A 17,046-nucleotide genomic window follows, 5' to 3' on the forward strand; every position below is an offset into this window, starting at 1 on the left:
GCCTCCCCGGCGCCACCGGCGCCCCCCGCGCCCGCCCCGCCCTCCAGGGCACTGAGCACCTGCTCGACCCACTGCCCCGCCGGCTGCTCGTAGTCCGGTTCGCAGTCCGTGCGCGGCACCAGCCGCACCGCGCCCAGCTCGGCCAGGCGCGCGTCGAGTCGGCGCCCATGGCCGCAGAAGTCGTCGTAGGAGGAGTCGCCCAGCGCGAGGACGGAGTAGCGCACCCCCTCCAGCCGGGGAGTGTCCGGTGCGTTGAGGGTCTCCCAGAACCCCGATCCGTTGTCGGGCGCGTCACCGTCACCGAAGGTGCTGGTGACGATGAGCAGATCGGCGGTGCGCGGCAGGGTCGCCGGTGCGCTCTCGGCCATGCTCAGCAGCGTCGCGTCCCGCCCGCTGCCCTTCAGCCGCCGGGCCGTGTCGGCGGCGACCTCCTGCGCGTTGCCGGTCTGCGAGGCCCACAGCACGATGACCGTACGGGCCGGCGCGGCGTCGGCGGCCTCGGCGGGTGCGCCCGACGCGCCGTCGGCCGCCGGCCGGCCGTCCTCGACCCGCGAGAACATCCCGGCCAGCACGCCGTTCACCCACAGCGCGGTCTCCGGGCCGAACGGCGCCTGCGCGGGCAGCACGGGTGTCCCCGAGGCGTTCCCCGAACGCAGCCCGGCGAGGAAGCCGGACAGATAGCGGCGTTCGTGCGCGGCCAGCACCGGCGGAGCGGGATCGGGGAGCCGGAACACCTCGGACAGCAGCGCCACCGCCCCCTCCGTCCCGCCGCCGAACTCCGCGGCGGGCCCGGGCGCCCCCTCCGTACGCGCCCCGGCCACGCTCCCCGCCGGCCCCCGCTCGCCCGCGACCCGGGCCAGCGAGACCGCGCAGACCTTGAACTCCGGCTGGAAGGAGACCGGATCGACCGCGTCGTTGGTCACCGCGTTGACGCTGAGGTACTCGCCGAACAGGTCGTTCCAGTGGAACGGCGCGAAGCAGTTCCCGGGCCGCACCCGGTCGGTCACCACGGCCGGCAGCACCGCCCGCCCGCGCCGCGAGGCGACCTCCACCGCATCGCCCTCCAAGACGCCCAGCGCCTCCGCGTCCCGCGGATGGATCTCCACGAACGGCCCCGGGTTGAGCTTGCTCAGCTTGGCGACCTTGCCGGTCTTGGTCAGGGTGTGCCACTGGTGCTGCAGCCGGCCGGTGTTGAGCACGAAGGGGAAGTCGTCGTCGGGCATCTCGGCCGGGGGCAGGTGCGGCCGGGCGAAGAACACGGCCCGACCACTGGGGGTGGGGAAGGACAACCGGGGCCGGGAGCCGTCCGGGCGCACGGCCACCTGCTGGCTCACACCGTCGTTGAGGTAGCGCACCGGATTGCGGTCGGGCCCGTCCGCCGACGCGCTGGGCCACTGCACCGGGGTGCGCCGCAGCCGCTCGTAGGACACCCCGCGCAGGTCGTACCCCGTCTGCGGGTTCCAGGCGCGCTTGATCTCCTCGAAAATCTCCTCCGCGCTCTCATAGCCGAAGGCGTCCTCGTACCCCATCTCGCAGGCGATCCGCGCGATGATCCGCCAGTCCGGCCAGGCCTCGCCGGGGGGATCGGCGGCCTGCCGCACCAGCGTCAGATTGCGCTCCGAGTTGACCATGACGCCCTCGGACTCGCCCCACATGGCGGCCGGCAGCACCACATCGGCGTACGCGTTGGTCTCGGTCTCGGTGAAGACGTCCTGCGCCACGACGAACTCCGCGGCCTCCAGCCCCTCGATGACCGTCCGGCGGTTGGCGACCGAGGCGACGGGGTTGGTGCAGATGATCCAGCACGCCTTGATGTCCCCCTCCGCCATCTCCCGGAACATCTCGACGGTGCCCCTGCCCGCCCCGTCCGCCCGCAGCGTCCCCGGCCGCAGACCCCACAGCTCCTCGACGAAGGCCCGGTCCTCGGCCACCAGCGTGGAGCGCTGTCCGGGTAGCCCCGGCCCCATGTAGCCCATCTCGCGGCCGCCCATCGCGTTGGGCTGGCCGGTGAGGGAGAACGGACCGGCGCCCGGGCGGCAGATCGCGCCGGTCGCCAGATGCAGATTGATCAGCGCGTTGGTGTTCCAGGTGCCGTGCGTGCTCTGGTTCAGCCCCATCGTCCAGCAGCTCATCCAGGCGCCCGCCGCGCCGCCGATCCACTCGGCGGCCCGGCGCAGGTCCGCCTCCGGGATGCCGGTGATCTCCGCGACCGACTCGGGCCGGTAGTCCTGGAGGAACTCGGCCATCGCCTCCCAGCCGTCGGTGTACTCGGCGACGAACTCCTCGTCGATCGCGCCGTCGTCGACCAGCAGCCGCAGCAGCCCGTTGAGCAGGGCCAGGTCCGTCCCCGGCGCGACCTGCAGGAACAGGTCTGCCTTGGCCGCGGTGGCGGTGCGCCGCGGATCGACCACGATCAGCTTGGCGCCCGCCTTGACCCGCTCCATCATCCGCAGGAAGAGAATCGGATGGCAGTCGGCCATGTTGGAGCCGATGACGAGGAACACCTCGGCGTGCTCGAAGTCCTGGTACGAGCCGGGCGGGCCGTCCGCGCCCAGCGACAGCTTGTAGCCGCTGCCCGCGCTCGCCATGCACAGCCGTGAGTTGGACTCGATGTTCCGGGTGCGCACGAAGCCCTTGGCGAGCTTGTTCGCCAGGTACTGGGCCTCCAGCGTCATCTGACCGGAGACGTACAGGGCGAGCGCGTCCGGGCCGTGCTCGTCGACGATCGCCCGCAGCCGGCCGGCGGTCTGCTTGATCACGGTGTCCATCGCGGCGGCCACCGGCTCGTCGCCGCGGTCGGCGCGCACCAGGGCGGTCGACAGCCGCCCCGGCGCGGCGAGCAGCTCGGCGCTGGTCGCGCCCTTGGTGCACAGCCGGCCCGCGTTCGTCGGGTGCGCCTTGTCGCCGACCGCCTTACGGACGGTGCGGCGACCGTCGCGGTCCGTGGCCACGTCCAGGACGATCCCGCAGCCGACACCGCAGTACGAGCACGCCGTGCGCACCTGTGTCAGGTGCTCTGCCAGCGGTTCCGGTGCGGTCACGGACGGTCCCCTTAGTGGTCGGATGCCGGGCTCCGACCCTACGAGCCGCCCGTTAAGCGGGTGTCACATGAAGCGATCAACGGTCGTTACGGCGACCACACAGTCCCTCGCGGCGCTCCGTGAGATGCGGCGGTCCGCGCCGGGGCGCCCGCGCGGTTCCCGGGCCGCGGGATGGCGGCCCTCACCGAGGGTGAAGGCCCGGACGCCATTCGTGCGTGGGGGGTGGGCAGGATCAGCCCTCCTGTGCCGTACCGAGGAAGTGGAAGCCGGGGCGCGGATGCATCAGGAAGTCGTGGTGCGAGATGTTCCAGGCGTACGCCCCGGCCAGACCGAACACCACCCGGTCGCCGGCCCGCAGCCCCGCCGCCGGGACCGCACGGGCCAGGACGTCCTTGGGCGTGCACAGCTGGCCGGTGAGGGTGACGCGGTCGCCGCGCGCCGCGGAGCGGGGCCAGGGGTGGGGCCAGGGCGCGTCGGTCGGCAGGACCGTGCAGGGCTGGTCGTGCCCCTTGGTCGCGGGGGTGCGCAGATGGTGGGTGCCGCCGCGGACCACCGCGAACTCCTCGCCGTGGCTCCGCTTCACGTCCAGCACCTCGGTGGCGTACCAGCCGCAGTACGCGGTCAGCGCCCGGCCCGGCTCGATGCGCAGCGTGACACCGGGGTGGGCGGCGGCGAGCCGGGCCAGCCCCGCCCCGTAGGCCGCCCAGTCGAAGCGGCGCTCCGGTGCGGCGTAGTCGACGGCCATACCGCCGCCGACGGTCACCTCGGACAGGCTGATGCGGTGGCGCCGGGCGAGCCGTGCCGCCCAGGTCACGATGGCCTCGGAGACGGCCAGCTGCTCGGGGGCCTCCAGGCCGCTGGCCAAGTGGGCGTGGACGCCGACGAGTTCGAGCTGCGGGTAGCTGCCGTCGGTGAGGCGGGCGACGACCTCGTCGGCCTGCTCCGGGTCCAGCCCGAAGGGGGTGGGGCGGCCACCCATGGCCAGCGAGCTGCCGTCCAGGGAACCGTCGTCGACGGGCAGGTTGAAGCGGGCCAGGACCGCGACCCGCCGGTCGGGGGCGAGGTCGGCGGCGAGGCGGCCGAGCATATGGAGTTCGTAGAGGCTCTCCACGTGGAAGCGCCGCACCCCGAGTTCGAGCGCCTGGGCGATCTCCTTCGGTGTCTTGCCCGGGCCGCCGAAGGCCAGCGGCGCGTCCGGTACGGTCTTGGCGACGTGCGCCAGTTCGCCGCCCGAGGAGACCTCGTAGCCGTCGACGTACGGGCGCAGCGCGGCGAGTATCTCCGGCTCCGGGTTGGCCTTGGCCGCGTAGTAGAGCTCCACGCTCTCGGGCAGCGCGGCCCGCACCTCGGCCATGTGGGCGCGCAGCGGCGCCAGGTCGTAGAGGTACGCGGGGAGTTCCTCGGCGCCGAGGGACAGGGCGCGTTCGCGGACGGCGGCGGTGGGGGCGGTCATCGTGCGCTCCAGGGGGTGGTGTCGTCGGCGCGCACGGCGCCCGACAGGACGGCCTCGGCCAGCGGTGAGGGCAGCAGGACGTAGCCGGCCTCGCGGTCGGCCTTGCGCTCCCAGCGGGTGAGCAGATTGGCCTTGGCGGGCAGCGGCACGCCGGCCAGCAGGGCGGCCAGCCGGGGCGGGCAGCCGTGCCGGTCCGCGTGGGTCGCAAGGGTGCGGCGGACCTGCGCCCACAGCTCCGCCTCGGTACCCGGGTGCAGATCGGCGAGCGCGGCGAGCATCTCGGCGACGTGGTTGACCAGCAGGCAGTACACCACGCGGTCCCAGCCGCGCTGGGCGTCGTAGGTCATCGGCGCCGCGATCGACTCGGGCAGCGAGGCCAGCAGCTCGGTGTGGTGCTCGGGCACGAGCTTGGTGCCTTCCAGGTCGCGGAAGAGCACCTGGGCCGGCATTCCGTCGCCGTCGACGCAGACCAGGACGTTCTGCAGATGCGGCTCCAGCACCAGGCCGTGGTCGAAGTAGGCGGCGAGCACCGGCGGGAGGAGGAGGCCCAGGTAGGCGGCCCACCACTCCAGCGCGGCCTGCGGCCCGGCGCCGTCCAGCAGGCGGGAGATGTGCGCCGGGCTGGTGGGGTACTCGTCGGCGACGGCGGCCGCCAGCAGCGGGGTGGTGCCGGGCAGCAGCCGCTGGGACAGGCCCTCGCGGACGATGACTCCGAACCCTTCGAGCAGCTCGGTGTCCGGGCGGCCGTCGGCGCCGGGCAGCGCCAGGCTGCGGTAGGCGGGCTCGCGCAGCACCGCGCTGCCGGGGAAGCGGGTGGCCAGATCGTCCAGCACCGGCGCCAGCAGGCGGGTGAGCGCCACCGCGCCGGACAGTTCGTAACTGGCGTTCTTGCGCAGGCAGTTGGTGATCCGGACGTTCAGGCTGAACTTGAGGAACGCCTCGCCGTCGTAGAGCGTGCGGACCGACGCGGTGGCCGCGAAGGGCTGTTCGCCGGTGCCCAGGACGCGGATGTCGTCGCGGTCCAGGGCCTGCCGCAGGCCCGGGTGGTCGCGCAGCAGCTCGTACTGCCAGGGGTGGACGGGCAGCAGCCGGTAGCCGTCCGGCACGCCGGGGTGCAGGGCGTCCAGCGGCGCGGCGGCCTCGGCCTCGGCCGCCTCCTCGGCGATCAGTTCCTGCCGTACGGCGAGCAGCAGCAGCGGGAAGGCGGCGCCGGTCTCCGGGGCGTAGGACTGCCAGGCGGCGGGGTCGCCGGTCCGGGCCTTGGGCGTGGGGTGGAAGCGGTGGCCGAGGATCAGCGACTGCTCGGAGGCGACATACGCCGACTGCCAGTCGGCAAGGGCTGCCTGCCAGTCGGCAGGGGCGGCCTGCCAGTCGGCAGGGGCGGCGTGCCGGTTGTCGCGGTCGGCCTCCCCGGCGACCGGGTGCCGCTCGGTGCGGGCGGCCAGCGCCGCGGCGACGGCCTGGTGGCTGGAGGCGATCTGGGCGAGGAACTCCTCGTTGTCCACACCGGTACGCAGCGACAGCTCGGCGTGCACGTATTCGGCCAGCCGGCGCCAGCCGACCTCGGCCCAGCCGTCGGCGGTCTGCTCGGTCACCGGGCCGGTGAACCGGTGCGCGCCGAGCAGCGACGTACGGCGCAGCGCGACCCGCAGCAGTACCCCGCGGCGCGGCAGTCTGAGCAGCAGCCGCCCGTCGTCCACGGCGGTCTGGTGCTCGGGTCCGGACACCTCGCGCAGCAGGCAGTTGAGCAGGGTGTGCGCCACGGCCTGGTCGGCGGTGGGCAGGCCGGCGGGCGCGGTCGGGGCGGTGCCGGGCGAATTGGTCAGCGAGGGCATCGAAGGCTCCTGCGGGTCCGGAGAGTACGGGGGAGGAGGCGCGGCAGCAGGCCGGGTGCGCCGGTGGCGAGGACGGCGGCCAGCGCTGCCGCGGTCCCGGTCAGGACCGGCGCGGCGGGGCCGAACCAGTCGTTGCCGGCCGCGGCGGCCACTCCGGCGGCGACCGCACCGGCCTTGGAGAAGAATTCGATCGAGCCGAACAGCCCGCCGGGGGCACGGCCCTTGGCGCAGTCGGCGGCCAGTATGGACAGACAGACCAGGCCCATGGTGAGCCCGGCGCCGAGCACCAGCCGGACCGCGACGAACGCGGTGAGCGAGTCGGCGATGCCGTGCCCGGCCAGGCCCAGCGCGATACAGCCGAAGCCGAGCACGATGCCGAGCCGGGGACGGCGGTGGAAGAGGGAGTGCACCGCGATCGCCGCGACCAGGTAGCACATGTGCGGCAGGGCGAACAGGACCCCGGACACCATCGGCCCGGTGCCCGGTATGCGCTCCTTGATGAGGGCGATCAGGTACGGGAAGGAGATGACGGTGGAGAACACGAAGGTGAACTCCAGGGCGTACAGGGCCCGCAGGGAGGCGGCCGGGGCGCACTCGACGGGTTCGCCGGTGGCGGCCTCGGCCGGCCCGGCCGCCTCGCCCTCCGCCGCGGCCGCGGCCTGCGGCGATCCGGCGGCCCGGGTCCGGGGCGGCTCGGGCAGCGCCGCCAGCATCACGGCGGCGGCCAGCGGCAGCAGCGCCATCAGGGCGTACTGGCGGTGCGGCGAGAGCCAGGGCGTCAGCGCGCCGACGACGATCGGTGCGCACACCAGCGCCGCCCGGGCGCTGCCCTGCATCAGGGTCAGGGCCCGGGACAGGGCGCTGCCTTCGAGTGCCGCGCCCAGGTAGCCGTTCGAGGCCGCGAAGGTGCCCCCCAGGATCCCCTGGAGCACCAGGGCGGCGGCGAAGGTCCCCAGCGAATCGGCCCAGCCGGCCAGCACGAACGCCGCGGCGAGCCCCAGCTGTGCCCGCAGCAGCAGCCGTTTGCGGCCGAACCGGTCGGCGAGCCGTCCCCACAGCGGTGCGCCGACGGCACCGAAGATGGTGGGCACGATGTACAGCAGTCCGGCCCAGCGGGCGGCACCGTCGCCCAGCTCGGGGAGGATCTCGGTGAGGTACGGCGGCAGGCCCAGCGCGGCGAACGACGCCACGAAGTAGCAGCCGGCCACCGCGTACACCTGACGGCGGGCGAGGCCCGGGCCGACCTTGGTCTCGACCGCGGCCGCGTCGTCGTGGCGGGTGGCGGCGGATCTCGTCGGGCTTGTCCGGCTCATCGTCATGTCACCGCAGACAGGAGGTAGTTGGGTCCGGTGGTGTAGTGCTTGTTGATGTCGGCCGCGCCCGAGCGCTCCTTGGACAGCAGGGTTCCGGCGCTGACCATGGCCTTGACCGGCAGGTGCCCGGCGTCCAGCACATGCGAGCGCAGCGCGGCGCCCGGTTCGCCCGGCGCGGTGCCCAGCCGCTCGACGGCCTCGGCGAGCCGGTCGCGGACCAGGGCCAGCAGCCGGTCGAGCGGGGCCCGCCCGTGCCGGGCCAGCCCGAAGGCGTAGGAGCCCGCGCAGAGGTGGACGGTGATGGTGGTGAACAGGTCCAGCACCGGCTGGTCGTCCGCGGCGAAGATCCGTGGGTCGGCGAAGTCCGCGGGGGCGGGGGCGTCCGTGCCCAGGGTGTCGCGCAGCCGCACGGTGTTGATCCGGGGCCCGTCGTTGTCCTTGAACAGCAGCCGCAGCCGGGTGCCGTGCGCCCCCTCGTCGAGCACCAGCGAGATGTTCTGCTGGTGTGACTCCAGGCCGATGCCGTATCCGAAGAGCGTGGTCTGCCAGTCGAAGAGCAGGGTCAGGCACGCGTCCAGCAGGGCCAGCGGGTCGCCGCCGTAGTAGCGCTCGGCGAGCAGGTCGATCACCAGCCGTCCGCCGGGCGCCGGGGCGAGCAGTGCGGCCATCGGCACCACGGCGCTGTCCTCCAGGCCCGCCGGGTAGCGCCGGCACAGCACGGCCAGCAGCTCATGGCCGGCGTGCGCGTACACCGTCTCGTCGGCCTGCAGGATCGATTCTGCGAACCGCGGCTCGCGGGCGAGCACCTTCGCCAGCAGCCGCTGGCCCCCGGCGCCGTCGATCAGCGTGGGCGGCTTGATGGTCCGCCGGTTGCGCAGCCCCAGCGTCGAGGTGGCCAGCGGCAGCTTCAGATGCAGCCGGGGGTCGGCGGCCACCGCCACGGTCCGCATCGACAACGTCGGCACCACGCCGAGCATCGCGCGTTCGGAGAGCACCGCATCGCGCTCCAGACCGGTCGCACCGAGCGCTTCGTGCAGCGGGTCGCCGAGCGTCAACGGGTGCACGGGAAGGGCGAGATGGCTGTCGGAGAGGTGCCCAAGGCCCAGCTCGGCGGGCGTCGGCCAGCAGCGGGGCAGCGTCGCCTCCCCGCCGGGCACGGTGACCGCACCGCGGGGGACGGCGAGCCAGCGCAGTGCGAAACGCGGCCGGAACTCCGGTGCGTACGACCGGAGTTGGGACTCCTTCAGGCCCAGGCGGCCGCGCGCGGTCGGGTACACGGGGTGGTCGAGCCGAGCCGCGAGGGTGTCGTACGCCAGCCCCCCGTCCAGTCCCAGCCAGGAATCGGCGTCCGGGCCGTGACGCTTGGCCAGTACCGCCTCGACCTCCTCCCGGGTCCGGGTGTGCAGCCGCATCGTCGCCAGCGTCTGCCGGCACTCCTCGGCGAACGCCTCGAAGCCCGGACGGTCGGCCGGGTCGGCCAGCTCGCCCAGCGCGGCCAGGACCTCGTCGGTCGAGGTCAGCCGGGCACCGTCGGACTCCCGGACGAGCAGCGGCAGCCGGGCCGCGTACTGGCCCTGGTAGCCGTCCGGCCCCAGCGGCAGCAGCAGGGCACCGGTGGCCTCGCCGGCGGGCAGGCGCAGCCACGGGCCGTCCGGCCGCTCCAGCACGGTGCCACGGGTGCGCAGCCCGACGACGTCCTCGCGCAGCAGCGCGCCGAGCACCCGCACCAGCAGCTCGGACTCCTCGGCCGTCGCGGCCGGCGCCTCGCCGGTCCGGCCCGTGAGGGTGTCGGGGGGGACGGTCACGACGAGATCTCCCAGCGCTCCGTGGCGAGGAAGCCGTCCGCGAGCCGGTCCACGGCCGCCCGGTCGGCGCCGGTGACCCGCAGCACGCCCAGGTAGTCGCGGTTGGTGGCGTAGAGCGGGTGCGCACTGCCCACCTCGCGCAGCGGCCGGTAGCTCAGCCGTACGCCGTCCACCTCGCGGTCCGTGGCGGCCGGCGCGCCGGTCAGGGTCCCGGCCCGGTCGGCCAGTGCGTAGTCCACCCGGCCCGCGCCGTCGCGCCGGGCGCCGAGGTCGGCGGGCAGCGGCTCGCCCAGATGCGTGCGCAGGATGTGCTCGAAGAGCGGGATGTCCAGGAGCTGCGCGAGCAGCAGGTCGCACTGGTCGCCGATGACGCGGTAGTTCACCTCGATGAGCCGCGCCCGCCCCTCGTGCACCACGAACTCGGTGTGACAGGCCCCGAAGCCGACGCCCAGCGCGTCGAGCTGGGCCAGCACCTGGGCGACAATGGGCTCGGGGTGGGCGGCGAGGAAGTCGAGCCGTTCCTCGATGAAGGCCGGGGGCGGGGAGACGACGGTGTGGAACCCGCCCAGCACATGCCGCACCCGTCCGTCGCCGAGCGTCTCCAGGGTGTAGAGCTCACCGGGCAGGAACTCCTCGGCGACCAGGGCGGCACCGGGCCGCCGCGCCTGGATCTCCTTGGCGCGCGCCACCAGCTCCTCGGCGTCGCCGACCAGCACCACGTCCTCGCTGGCCACGCCTTCGCGGGGCTTGAGGACGCAGGGGTAGGGCAGGCCGGCGCCGGTCAGCACGGAGGGGTCCTGGTCCGGTGCCAGCTCGGCGGTGCGCACGGTGTCGGCGCAGGCCGCCGCGAGATGGCGGCGCATCTCGGCCTTGTTCTTGGCACGCAGTGCGGCCCGCCAGTCCTTGCCGGGCAGTCCGAAGTAGTCCGCGACCAGGGCGGCCTGGGTCTGCAGATGGTCGCTGTTGGTGAAGACCGCGTCGGCCGGGAGGTGGGTGGCGATCCGGGTGATGACGGCGCGGAAGTCACGCACGTCGCACTCCAGGACCTCGGTGGCGGGGTAGGCGCGCCGGTGCGCTTCGGGCTGGTCGGTCAGGACCGTGATGTCGAGGCCGAGGCGGGCGGCGGCGGGCAGGAAGCCGTCGGTGACCGAGTCGGTGGGGTTGAGCGCGAGCAGATACATCCGCATGAGCGGGACACCTTCGGGATCAAGGGCGGTGCGGGGAGGGGGATCGGGGCGGGGTGGGCCGGGGGACGGCGGCCCACCCCTCTCCGGGTGTCTCAGGCCTTGGGCAGCGGCACGCCGGCGGCCTTGGCCACGTCGGCGAGCATGTGCTCGGCGGCCTGGATGCCGATGCCGGACATCCAGGTCTCGTCCGGCACGTCGAAGACCTTGTGCTTCTTGACCGCCGGCAGGTCCTTCCAGACGGGGTTGGACGTGACGTCCTTCTGCTGGGTCTTGTCCGGGGTGTCGGCGACGGTCACGAACACCAGGTCGGCGTCGGCCTTGTCGATCTGCTCGGGGCTGACGTCGAGCATCGGGTTCGCCGGGTCGGTGGAGCTCTGCGACTTCGGCCGGGCCAGGCCGATGTCGTCGAGGACCACGCCGCTGTAGGAGGACTTCTGGTAGAGGCGGGTCGGGCCGGCGACGAAGCGGACGACCGAGGCCGACGGCATCTTGCCGTACTTCTTCTTGATGGCCTCGCCCAGCGCCTTGGCCCGCGCCTCGTACGCCTTGACCTTCTCGTCGGCCTGCTTCTCCAGGCCCAGGGCCTTGGCGTGGACCTTCAGATTGGCCTTCCACGGGCCGCCGGTGGTCTCGGTGAAGACGGTCGGCGCGATGTCCTTGAGCTTGTCGTAGATCTTCTCGTGCCGGACCTTGGAGGACAGGATCAGATCGGGCTTGAGGGAGATGATCTTCTCGAGGTTGGGCTCCAGCAGCGGACCGACGTCCTTGACGCCGCCGATCTTGCCCTTGAGGTAGCTGGGGAAGCCGCCCTCGGTCTTCATGTGCGGGGAGACCGCACCCACGGGCTTGATGCCCAGCATGGTGACGTCGTCGAGCTCACCGGTGTCCAGGACGACCACGCGCTTGGGCTTGGCGGGGATCTTCACGTCGCCGCCCATGACGCTCTTGACGGTGCGCGGGAAGCCGGCGCCGGCGTCGCCCTTGGCCGAGTCGTCGTCGGAGGCGTTGCCGCCGCAGGCGGTCAGGGCGGCGGCGCCCACGACGACGGCGAGGGGCGCGGCGAGCAGCCGGCTGCGGAAAGCGGTTCTGGTGAACATGGGAGTGTGACTTCCTTGGAGGGAGCGGAGAAAGCGGAAACGCCCGTGGGGGAGAGCGGTGTTGCGGTCAGGCGGAGGCGGCGGTGTGCCGCCGCGCGCCGCTCTTGGGCACCACCAGCGGGGTGCCGGTCTCGGGGTCGGGGATCACCCGGCAGTCGACGTCGAACACGGACTTGACCAGCTCCGCGTCGAGTACGTCCGCCGGGGCGCCGGCCGCGGCCAGCCGCCCGTCCTTGAGGACCACGAGATGGTCCGCGTAACGGGCGGCCTGCCCGAGGTCGTGCAGCACCATCACCACGGTGCGGCCCGCCTCGGCGTGCAGTGCGGCGACCAGGTCGAGGACATCGAGCTGGTGCCGCAGGTCCAGGAAGGTGGTGGGCTCGTCGAGCAACAGCAGGTCGGTGTCCTGCGCCAACGCCAGCGCGATCCAGGCGCGCTGGCGCTGCCCGCCGGAGAGCTGGTCGACGGGCTGGTCGCGCAGCCCGGTGGTGCCGGTGCGCCGCAGCGCCTCCTCCACCGCCTGCTGGTCGGCCGTCGACCAGCCGCTCAGCAGCCGCTGGTGCGGGTAGCGGCCGAGCCGAACCAGCGCCTCGACGGTGATCGCGTCGGGTGTGACCGGCTGCTGGGGGAGCAGGCCCATCCGCAGGGCGAGCGTCCGGGCCGGCATCCGGTGGATGTCCGCGCCGTCCAGGGTGACGGTGCCGGCGGCCGGCGCCAGCAGCCGGGTCAGACCGCGCAACAGGGTCGACTTGCCGCAGGCGTTGGGGCCGACGACGGCGGTGACCGCGCCGCCGGGCAGCTCCAGGTCGAGGCCGCCGACGACCAGCCGGTCGCCGTAGCGCAGGTCGAGTCCGTGGGTGGCGAGCTGGTTGGCGGTCATCGGACACTCCTGTTGACGGAACTGCTCTGACGGATCATCAGCACCAGCAGCCAGGGCGCGCCCAGAGTGGCGGTGACCACTCCGACCGGCAGCCCGCTGACCGGCAGCAGATACTGCGCCACCAGATCGGAGGCGAGCAGCAGTACGGCACCGGCGAGGCCGGACAGCGCCAGCGTCCCGGCGGTCGGCGGCCCGGCCAGGAACCGCACCATGTGCGGGACGGCCAGCGCGACGAAGGCGACCGGGCCGGCGAGCGCGGCGGCCAGCGAGGCCAGGACGATGGCGACGAGCAGGATCTGCATCCGGGCCGCCTGGGTGTTCAGGCCGAGCGTGCCGGCCGAGTCGTCGCCCAGATCGAGTACGGCCAGCCGGCGGTTCAGTGCGAAGGCGACGAACAGCGCGATCGCCACTCCTCCGCCCGCCGACCACACTTCGGTCCAGCTGCGCCCGTACACCGAGCCGGTGGTCCACTGCAGCGCCGAGCCGGCCAGCTCCGCGGGGAAGCGCACCACCATGAAGCTCACCGCCGCCGAGAGCCCCGCCTGCACGGCGAGCCCCACCAGCACCAGTCGGGTCACACCGGCTCCGGAGCGCCAGGAGAACACCCCCAGCAGCACCGCGGCGAGCAGCCCGCCGCCCAGCGCCGCCAGCGGCATCAGCATCTGCGAGGCCCCGGCCGCCAGCATCGCCACCGCGCCGAACGAGGCGCCGCCGGTCACCCCCATCACATCGGGCGAGGCCAGCGGGTTGCGGAACAGCCGCTGCAGCAGCGCACCGGCCACCGCCAGCCCCGCGCCCGCGACGACCGCCGCCACCGTCCGCGGGGCCCGGAACTCCTGGACCACCAGCACCGTGGCCGAATCGCCGAGCCCGAACAGGCCCTTGGCCGCGTCGAGGGGCGGCAGCGGCATCTCCCCGTTGGCCACCGAGACCGTGATCAGTGCGCAGAGCACCAGCAGGCCCACGACGGTCAGCAGCGCGGTCCGGCGCCCGGTGGCCCGGCGTACGGGGGTCGCGGCGGCGAGGGGCTTCGCGCCGGGTACGACGTCGTTCATCGCGCCACCTTCCGGGCCAGCAGCGCCAGCAGCGGGGCGCCGAGGAACGCGCTGATGATGCCGACCTGCAGCTCGGAGGGGCGGATGACGACCCGTCCGAGGATGTCGGCGGTGAGCAGCAGCAGCGGACCGGCGATCAGGCAGCCGGGCACCACGATCCGGTGGTCGGAGGTGCGCAGCAGCTGGCGGACCAGGTGCGGTGCGGCCAGCCCGATGAAGGCCAGCGGGCCGGCCACGGCCACCGCGGACGCCGCGAGCAGGACGACGGCCAGTCCGCCGGCCAGTCGGATCCGGGTCACCGGGACACCCAGCGACTGTGCCGAGTCGTCGCCGAGCGCCAGGGCGTTGAGGGCCGGCGTGATGGCCAGGGCGACGACCAGGCCGAGCGCCAGGGCCGGCAGCACCGGGTAGAGCACCTCCAGCGGCCGCTCGGCCAGCGAACCGGCCAGCCAGAACCGGGCCTCGTCCAGCGACCGCTTGCTGGCCAGCATGACCGTCGACGTCCAGGAGAGCAGGACGAGTTGCAGCACGGTGCCGCCCAGGGCGAGGCGCACCGGGTCGAGGTCGCCGGCGCGCCGGGCCAGCGCCTGGGCGAACAGCGCGGCCGCCGCGGCGCCCGCGAACGCGAACCAGAGGTACTCGACGGGCCGGGTCAGATGCAGTGCGTAGATCGCGGTGACCACGGCGAAGCCGGCGCCCGCGTTGATGCCCAGCGTCGTGGGCGAGGCGAGCGGGTTGCGGGTGATGCCCTGGACGACCGCGCCGGCCACGCCGAGCGCCGCGCCGACCGCGAGCGCGACCACCGTACGCGGCAGTCGAAGCCCCGTCACCACGATGGCGTCCCGCCCGTGCGCGGTTCCTGACAGGGCGTCCAGCACGGTGGACAGCGGTACGGACCGCGCGCCGAGGGCGAGGCTCAGGGCGGCGCAGACCGCCAGCGCGCAGAGCCCGGCCACCAGCAGCGGCACGCGCCGCAGAGGGCTCGCGGCGGGGCGCTCGCCGGGCGCCGGGGGCGCGGTGGCAGATGGTTTGGTCGTCGACACGCGTCGTGACATTAGGTTAGGCATGCCTAAACCTGCAAACGCGTATTCAGAAAACGATCAACTATCCCTTTTGTCGGCGATCAATTGCGCGCCTCCATCCTGGACACTCCTGACCTGGAGTTGTTTGCCCACTTGTCGCCCTACTCGCCCTCGTCCTTCTGGCCGGAAGGGGCTTTCGGGTTGTGCGACTAAAAAAGTGTAGCCGTTGCACTTTCTAATCGGCTGTGCTTTTCTGGGTGGCATGACACCCACCCCTCCCCGCATCGCGGTCATCGGCGCCGGCCCCGGCGGCCTGACCTGCGCCCGCGTCCTGCAGCGGCACGGCGTACCGGTCACGGTCTACGATCATGAAGCGTCCGCCGATGCCCGCCCGCAAGGCGGCACGCTGGACCTGCACCTGACGACCGGTCAAAAGGCGTTGCACGCGGCCGGGCTGTACGAGGAGTTCCGCGCCGTGGCCCGCCCCGAAGGGCAGCAGATGCGGCTGCTCGACCGCGCCGCCACCCTGCTCTTCGAGCACACCCCGGCCGCCGACGTCACCGACCGCCCCGAGATCGACCGCGCCCGGCTGCGGCGTCTGCTGCTGGACTCCCTCACGCCCGGCACCGTCCGCTGGGGCCACTACCTGCGCGCCGTCCACCCGCTCGGCGACGGGCGCCACAAGGCGGAGTTCGACAACGGCCGCACCGAGACCTTCGACGTGGTCATCGGCGCCGACGGCGCCTGGTCCCGGGTGCGCCCGCTGCTCTCCGACGCCACCCCGCACTACTCCGGCGTCACCTTCGTCGAGTTCGGCCTCGACGACGCCGACGCCCGCCACCCCGGCATCGCCCGCCTGGTCGGCGACGGCAGCATGATGGCGGCCCACGCCGACAAGGCGCTGATCGCCCAGCGCAACAGCCGCGCCCACATCCGCGGCTACGCCGCCTTCCGGGGATCCCAGGACTGGGCGCTGCAGGCCGGACTGGTGATGGCGGACACCGAGGCGGTGCGCGCCGTCCTCCTGGAGGCCTTCGCGGGGTGGGACGACCGACTGCTGGCACTGCTGCGGGAGAACGACGGCGGGTTCGTCAACCGCCCGCTGTTCGCACTGCCGGTGCCGCACACCTGGATCCACACCCGGGGCCTGACGCTGCTCGGCGACGCCGCGCATCTGATGACACCGTTCTCCGGCATGGGCGCCAACCTCGCCATGCTCGACGGCTGCGAACTCGCCGAGGCCCTCGTCGCGCGCCACGACGACCCCGACGAGGCGCTGCGCGCCTATGAGACGGCCATGCTGCCCCGCTCGGCGCGGGCCGCGGAGATGGCCGCCCGCGGACTGGCCAACGCCATCTCCCCCGACGCCCCGCAGGGGTCCCTGCACCACCTGCGCCGGATGGCCGGGCAGGATCAGGAGGGGCCCTGACGGCCCCGTCCCGGCTGCGTGCGCACGGCGCCCGCCCTCCGGTTGCGGGCCCCGGGCGTCCGTCGGACGATCGGCAGCGTACGGGCGGCGGCCGGCCGCGCACGGGCGCGACGGCGGCACGCCCCGCGGCGGCGCGGCGCGGAGGGACGGAACACACCGTGAAGATCACTGAGCCCACACCCGGCGCGCCGTGCTGGGTGGAGCTGGGCACCTCGGACGTCGACGCCGCCAAGGTGTACTACCACCAGGTCTTCGGCTGGCGCGCCGAGACCGACCCGCGCGACGAGGCGGGCGGTTACACGGTGCTCTACCTGGGCGCCGCCCCGGTCGCCGCGCTGGCCCCGCTCTCCGCCCCCGGCCGGTCGACCGCCTGGACCGTGTCGTTCGCGACGCGCGACGCCGACGCGCTGGCCGCGGCGGTCACCCGGGCCGGCGGGCGGCAGGTCAGGGCGCCGAGCGACGTGTTCGACCTGGGCCGCTTCGCGGTGCTGGCCGACCCGGAGGGGGCCGTCTTCGAGGTGTGGCAGGCCCGGTCCTTCGCCGGCGCCGCGGTGCTCAGCGCGCCGGGCTCGCTGGGCTGGGTCGAGCTCGCCACCCGTGACGAGGCGGCCGCCAAGGTCTTCTACACCGGAGTCTTCGGATGGACCGTGGGCACCCACGAGGACTATCCGCAGTGGGGCATCGACGGCGCCGACTTCGGCGGGATGAGCGCGCTGGACGAGTTCTACCCGGAGGACGTCGGGGCGCACTGGCTGCCGTACTTCGCAGTCGCCGACGTCGACGACACGGCCGCCCGTGCCGCCGAGTCCGGCGGCATGCTGCTGGTGCCCCCGACGGACGTGCCCGACGGGCCGCGGATCGCCGTGGTCCGCGACCCGCAGGGGGCCTCCTTCGGCATCTACCGCGCCGGTACCGAGGGCTGATCACCC

12 protein-coding genes are annotated in these 17,046 nt (G+C 73.7%); 2 read left to right on the forward strand and 10 right to left on the reverse strand.

The window, feature by feature from the left end; all coding sequences use genetic code 11:
- The 10 genes from ACFWZH_RS26825 to ACFWZH_RS26870 all read right to left on the reverse strand — a co-directional run.
- The coding region (locus ACFWZH_RS26825) for a molybdopterin-dependent oxidoreductase (protein WP_384436306.1) at window positions 1–3,041 on the reverse strand (3,041 nt) is incomplete at its 3' end.
- Between the two features lie 232 nt (window positions 3,042–3,273).
- On the reverse strand, window positions 3,274–4,494 hold the full coding sequence (locus tag ACFWZH_RS26830) for a type III PLP-dependent enzyme (protein WP_384436309.1): 1,221 nt from the start codon (window positions 4,492–4,494) through the stop codon (window positions 3,274–3,276).
- The gene (locus tag ACFWZH_RS26835) at window positions 4,491–6,329 is read right to left on the reverse strand and encodes an IucA/IucC family protein (protein ID WP_384436312.1); all 1,839 of its coding nucleotides are present in this window, start codon (window positions 6,327–6,329) and stop codon (window positions 4,491–4,493) included. The genes ACFWZH_RS26830 and ACFWZH_RS26835 overlap by 4 nt, the downstream gene beginning before the upstream one ends.
- On the reverse strand, window positions 6,317–7,642 hold the full coding sequence (locus ACFWZH_RS26840; protein ID WP_384436315.1) for an MFS transporter: 1,326 nt from the start codon (window positions 7,640–7,642) through the stop codon (window positions 6,317–6,319). Before ACFWZH_RS26840 ends, ACFWZH_RS26835 begins: the two co-directional genes overlap by 13 nt.
- Window positions 7,643–7,644: 2 nt before the next feature.
- Window positions 7,645–9,447, reverse strand: coding sequence for an IucA/IucC family protein (locus ACFWZH_RS26845; protein ID WP_384436318.1), 1,803 nt, complete (start codon window positions 9,445–9,447; stop codon window positions 7,645–7,647).
- A complete protein-coding gene (locus tag ACFWZH_RS26850; protein WP_384436321.1) occupies window positions 9,444–10,634 on the reverse strand; it encodes an acetyl-CoA carboxylase biotin carboxylase subunit family protein in 1,191 nt (396 codons plus the stop codon). Before ACFWZH_RS26850 ends, ACFWZH_RS26845 begins: the two co-directional genes overlap by 4 nt.
- Before the next feature lie 92 nt (window positions 10,635–10,726).
- On the reverse strand, window positions 10,727–11,731 hold the full coding sequence (locus ACFWZH_RS26855; protein WP_384436324.1) for an ABC transporter substrate-binding protein: 1,005 nt from the start codon (window positions 11,729–11,731) through the stop codon (window positions 10,727–10,729).
- Window positions 11,732–11,798: 67 nt separating this feature from the next.
- Window positions 11,799–12,611, reverse strand: coding sequence for an ABC transporter ATP-binding protein (locus ACFWZH_RS26860; protein WP_384436327.1), 813 nt, complete (start codon window positions 12,609–12,611; stop codon window positions 11,799–11,801).
- On the reverse strand, window positions 12,608–13,666 hold the full coding sequence (locus tag ACFWZH_RS26865) for a FecCD family ABC transporter permease (protein ID WP_384436330.1): 1,059 nt from the start codon (window positions 13,664–13,666) through the stop codon (window positions 12,608–12,610). The genes ACFWZH_RS26860 and ACFWZH_RS26865 overlap by 4 nt, the downstream gene beginning before the upstream one ends.
- The gene (locus tag ACFWZH_RS26870; RefSeq protein WP_384436498.1) at window positions 13,663–14,634 is read right to left on the reverse strand and encodes a FecCD family ABC transporter permease; all 972 of its coding nucleotides are present in this window, start codon (window positions 14,632–14,634) and stop codon (window positions 13,663–13,665) included. The genes ACFWZH_RS26865 and ACFWZH_RS26870 overlap by 4 nt, the downstream gene beginning before the upstream one ends.
- A 316-nt stretch (window positions 14,635–14,950) precedes the next feature.
- Here ACFWZH_RS26870 and ACFWZH_RS26875 point away from each other — a divergent pair, with 316 nt between their 5' ends.
- Window positions 14,951–16,117: an FAD-dependent oxidoreductase gene (locus ACFWZH_RS26875; protein WP_384436333.1), complete on the forward strand. Its 1,167-nt coding sequence runs from the start codon at window positions 14,951–14,953 to the stop codon at window positions 16,115–16,117.
- A 158-nt stretch (window positions 16,118–16,275) separates the two neighbouring features.
- A complete protein-coding gene (locus ACFWZH_RS26880) occupies window positions 16,276–17,040 on the forward strand; it encodes a VOC family protein (protein WP_384436336.1) in 765 nt (254 codons plus the stop codon).
- Window positions 17,041–17,046 lie beyond the last annotated feature (6 nt).

Origin of the sequence: Streptomyces sp. NPDC059008 (assembly GCF_042749045.1) — a bacterium.
Lineage (GTDB): Bacteria > Actinomycetota > Actinomycetes > Streptomycetales > Streptomycetaceae > Streptomyces.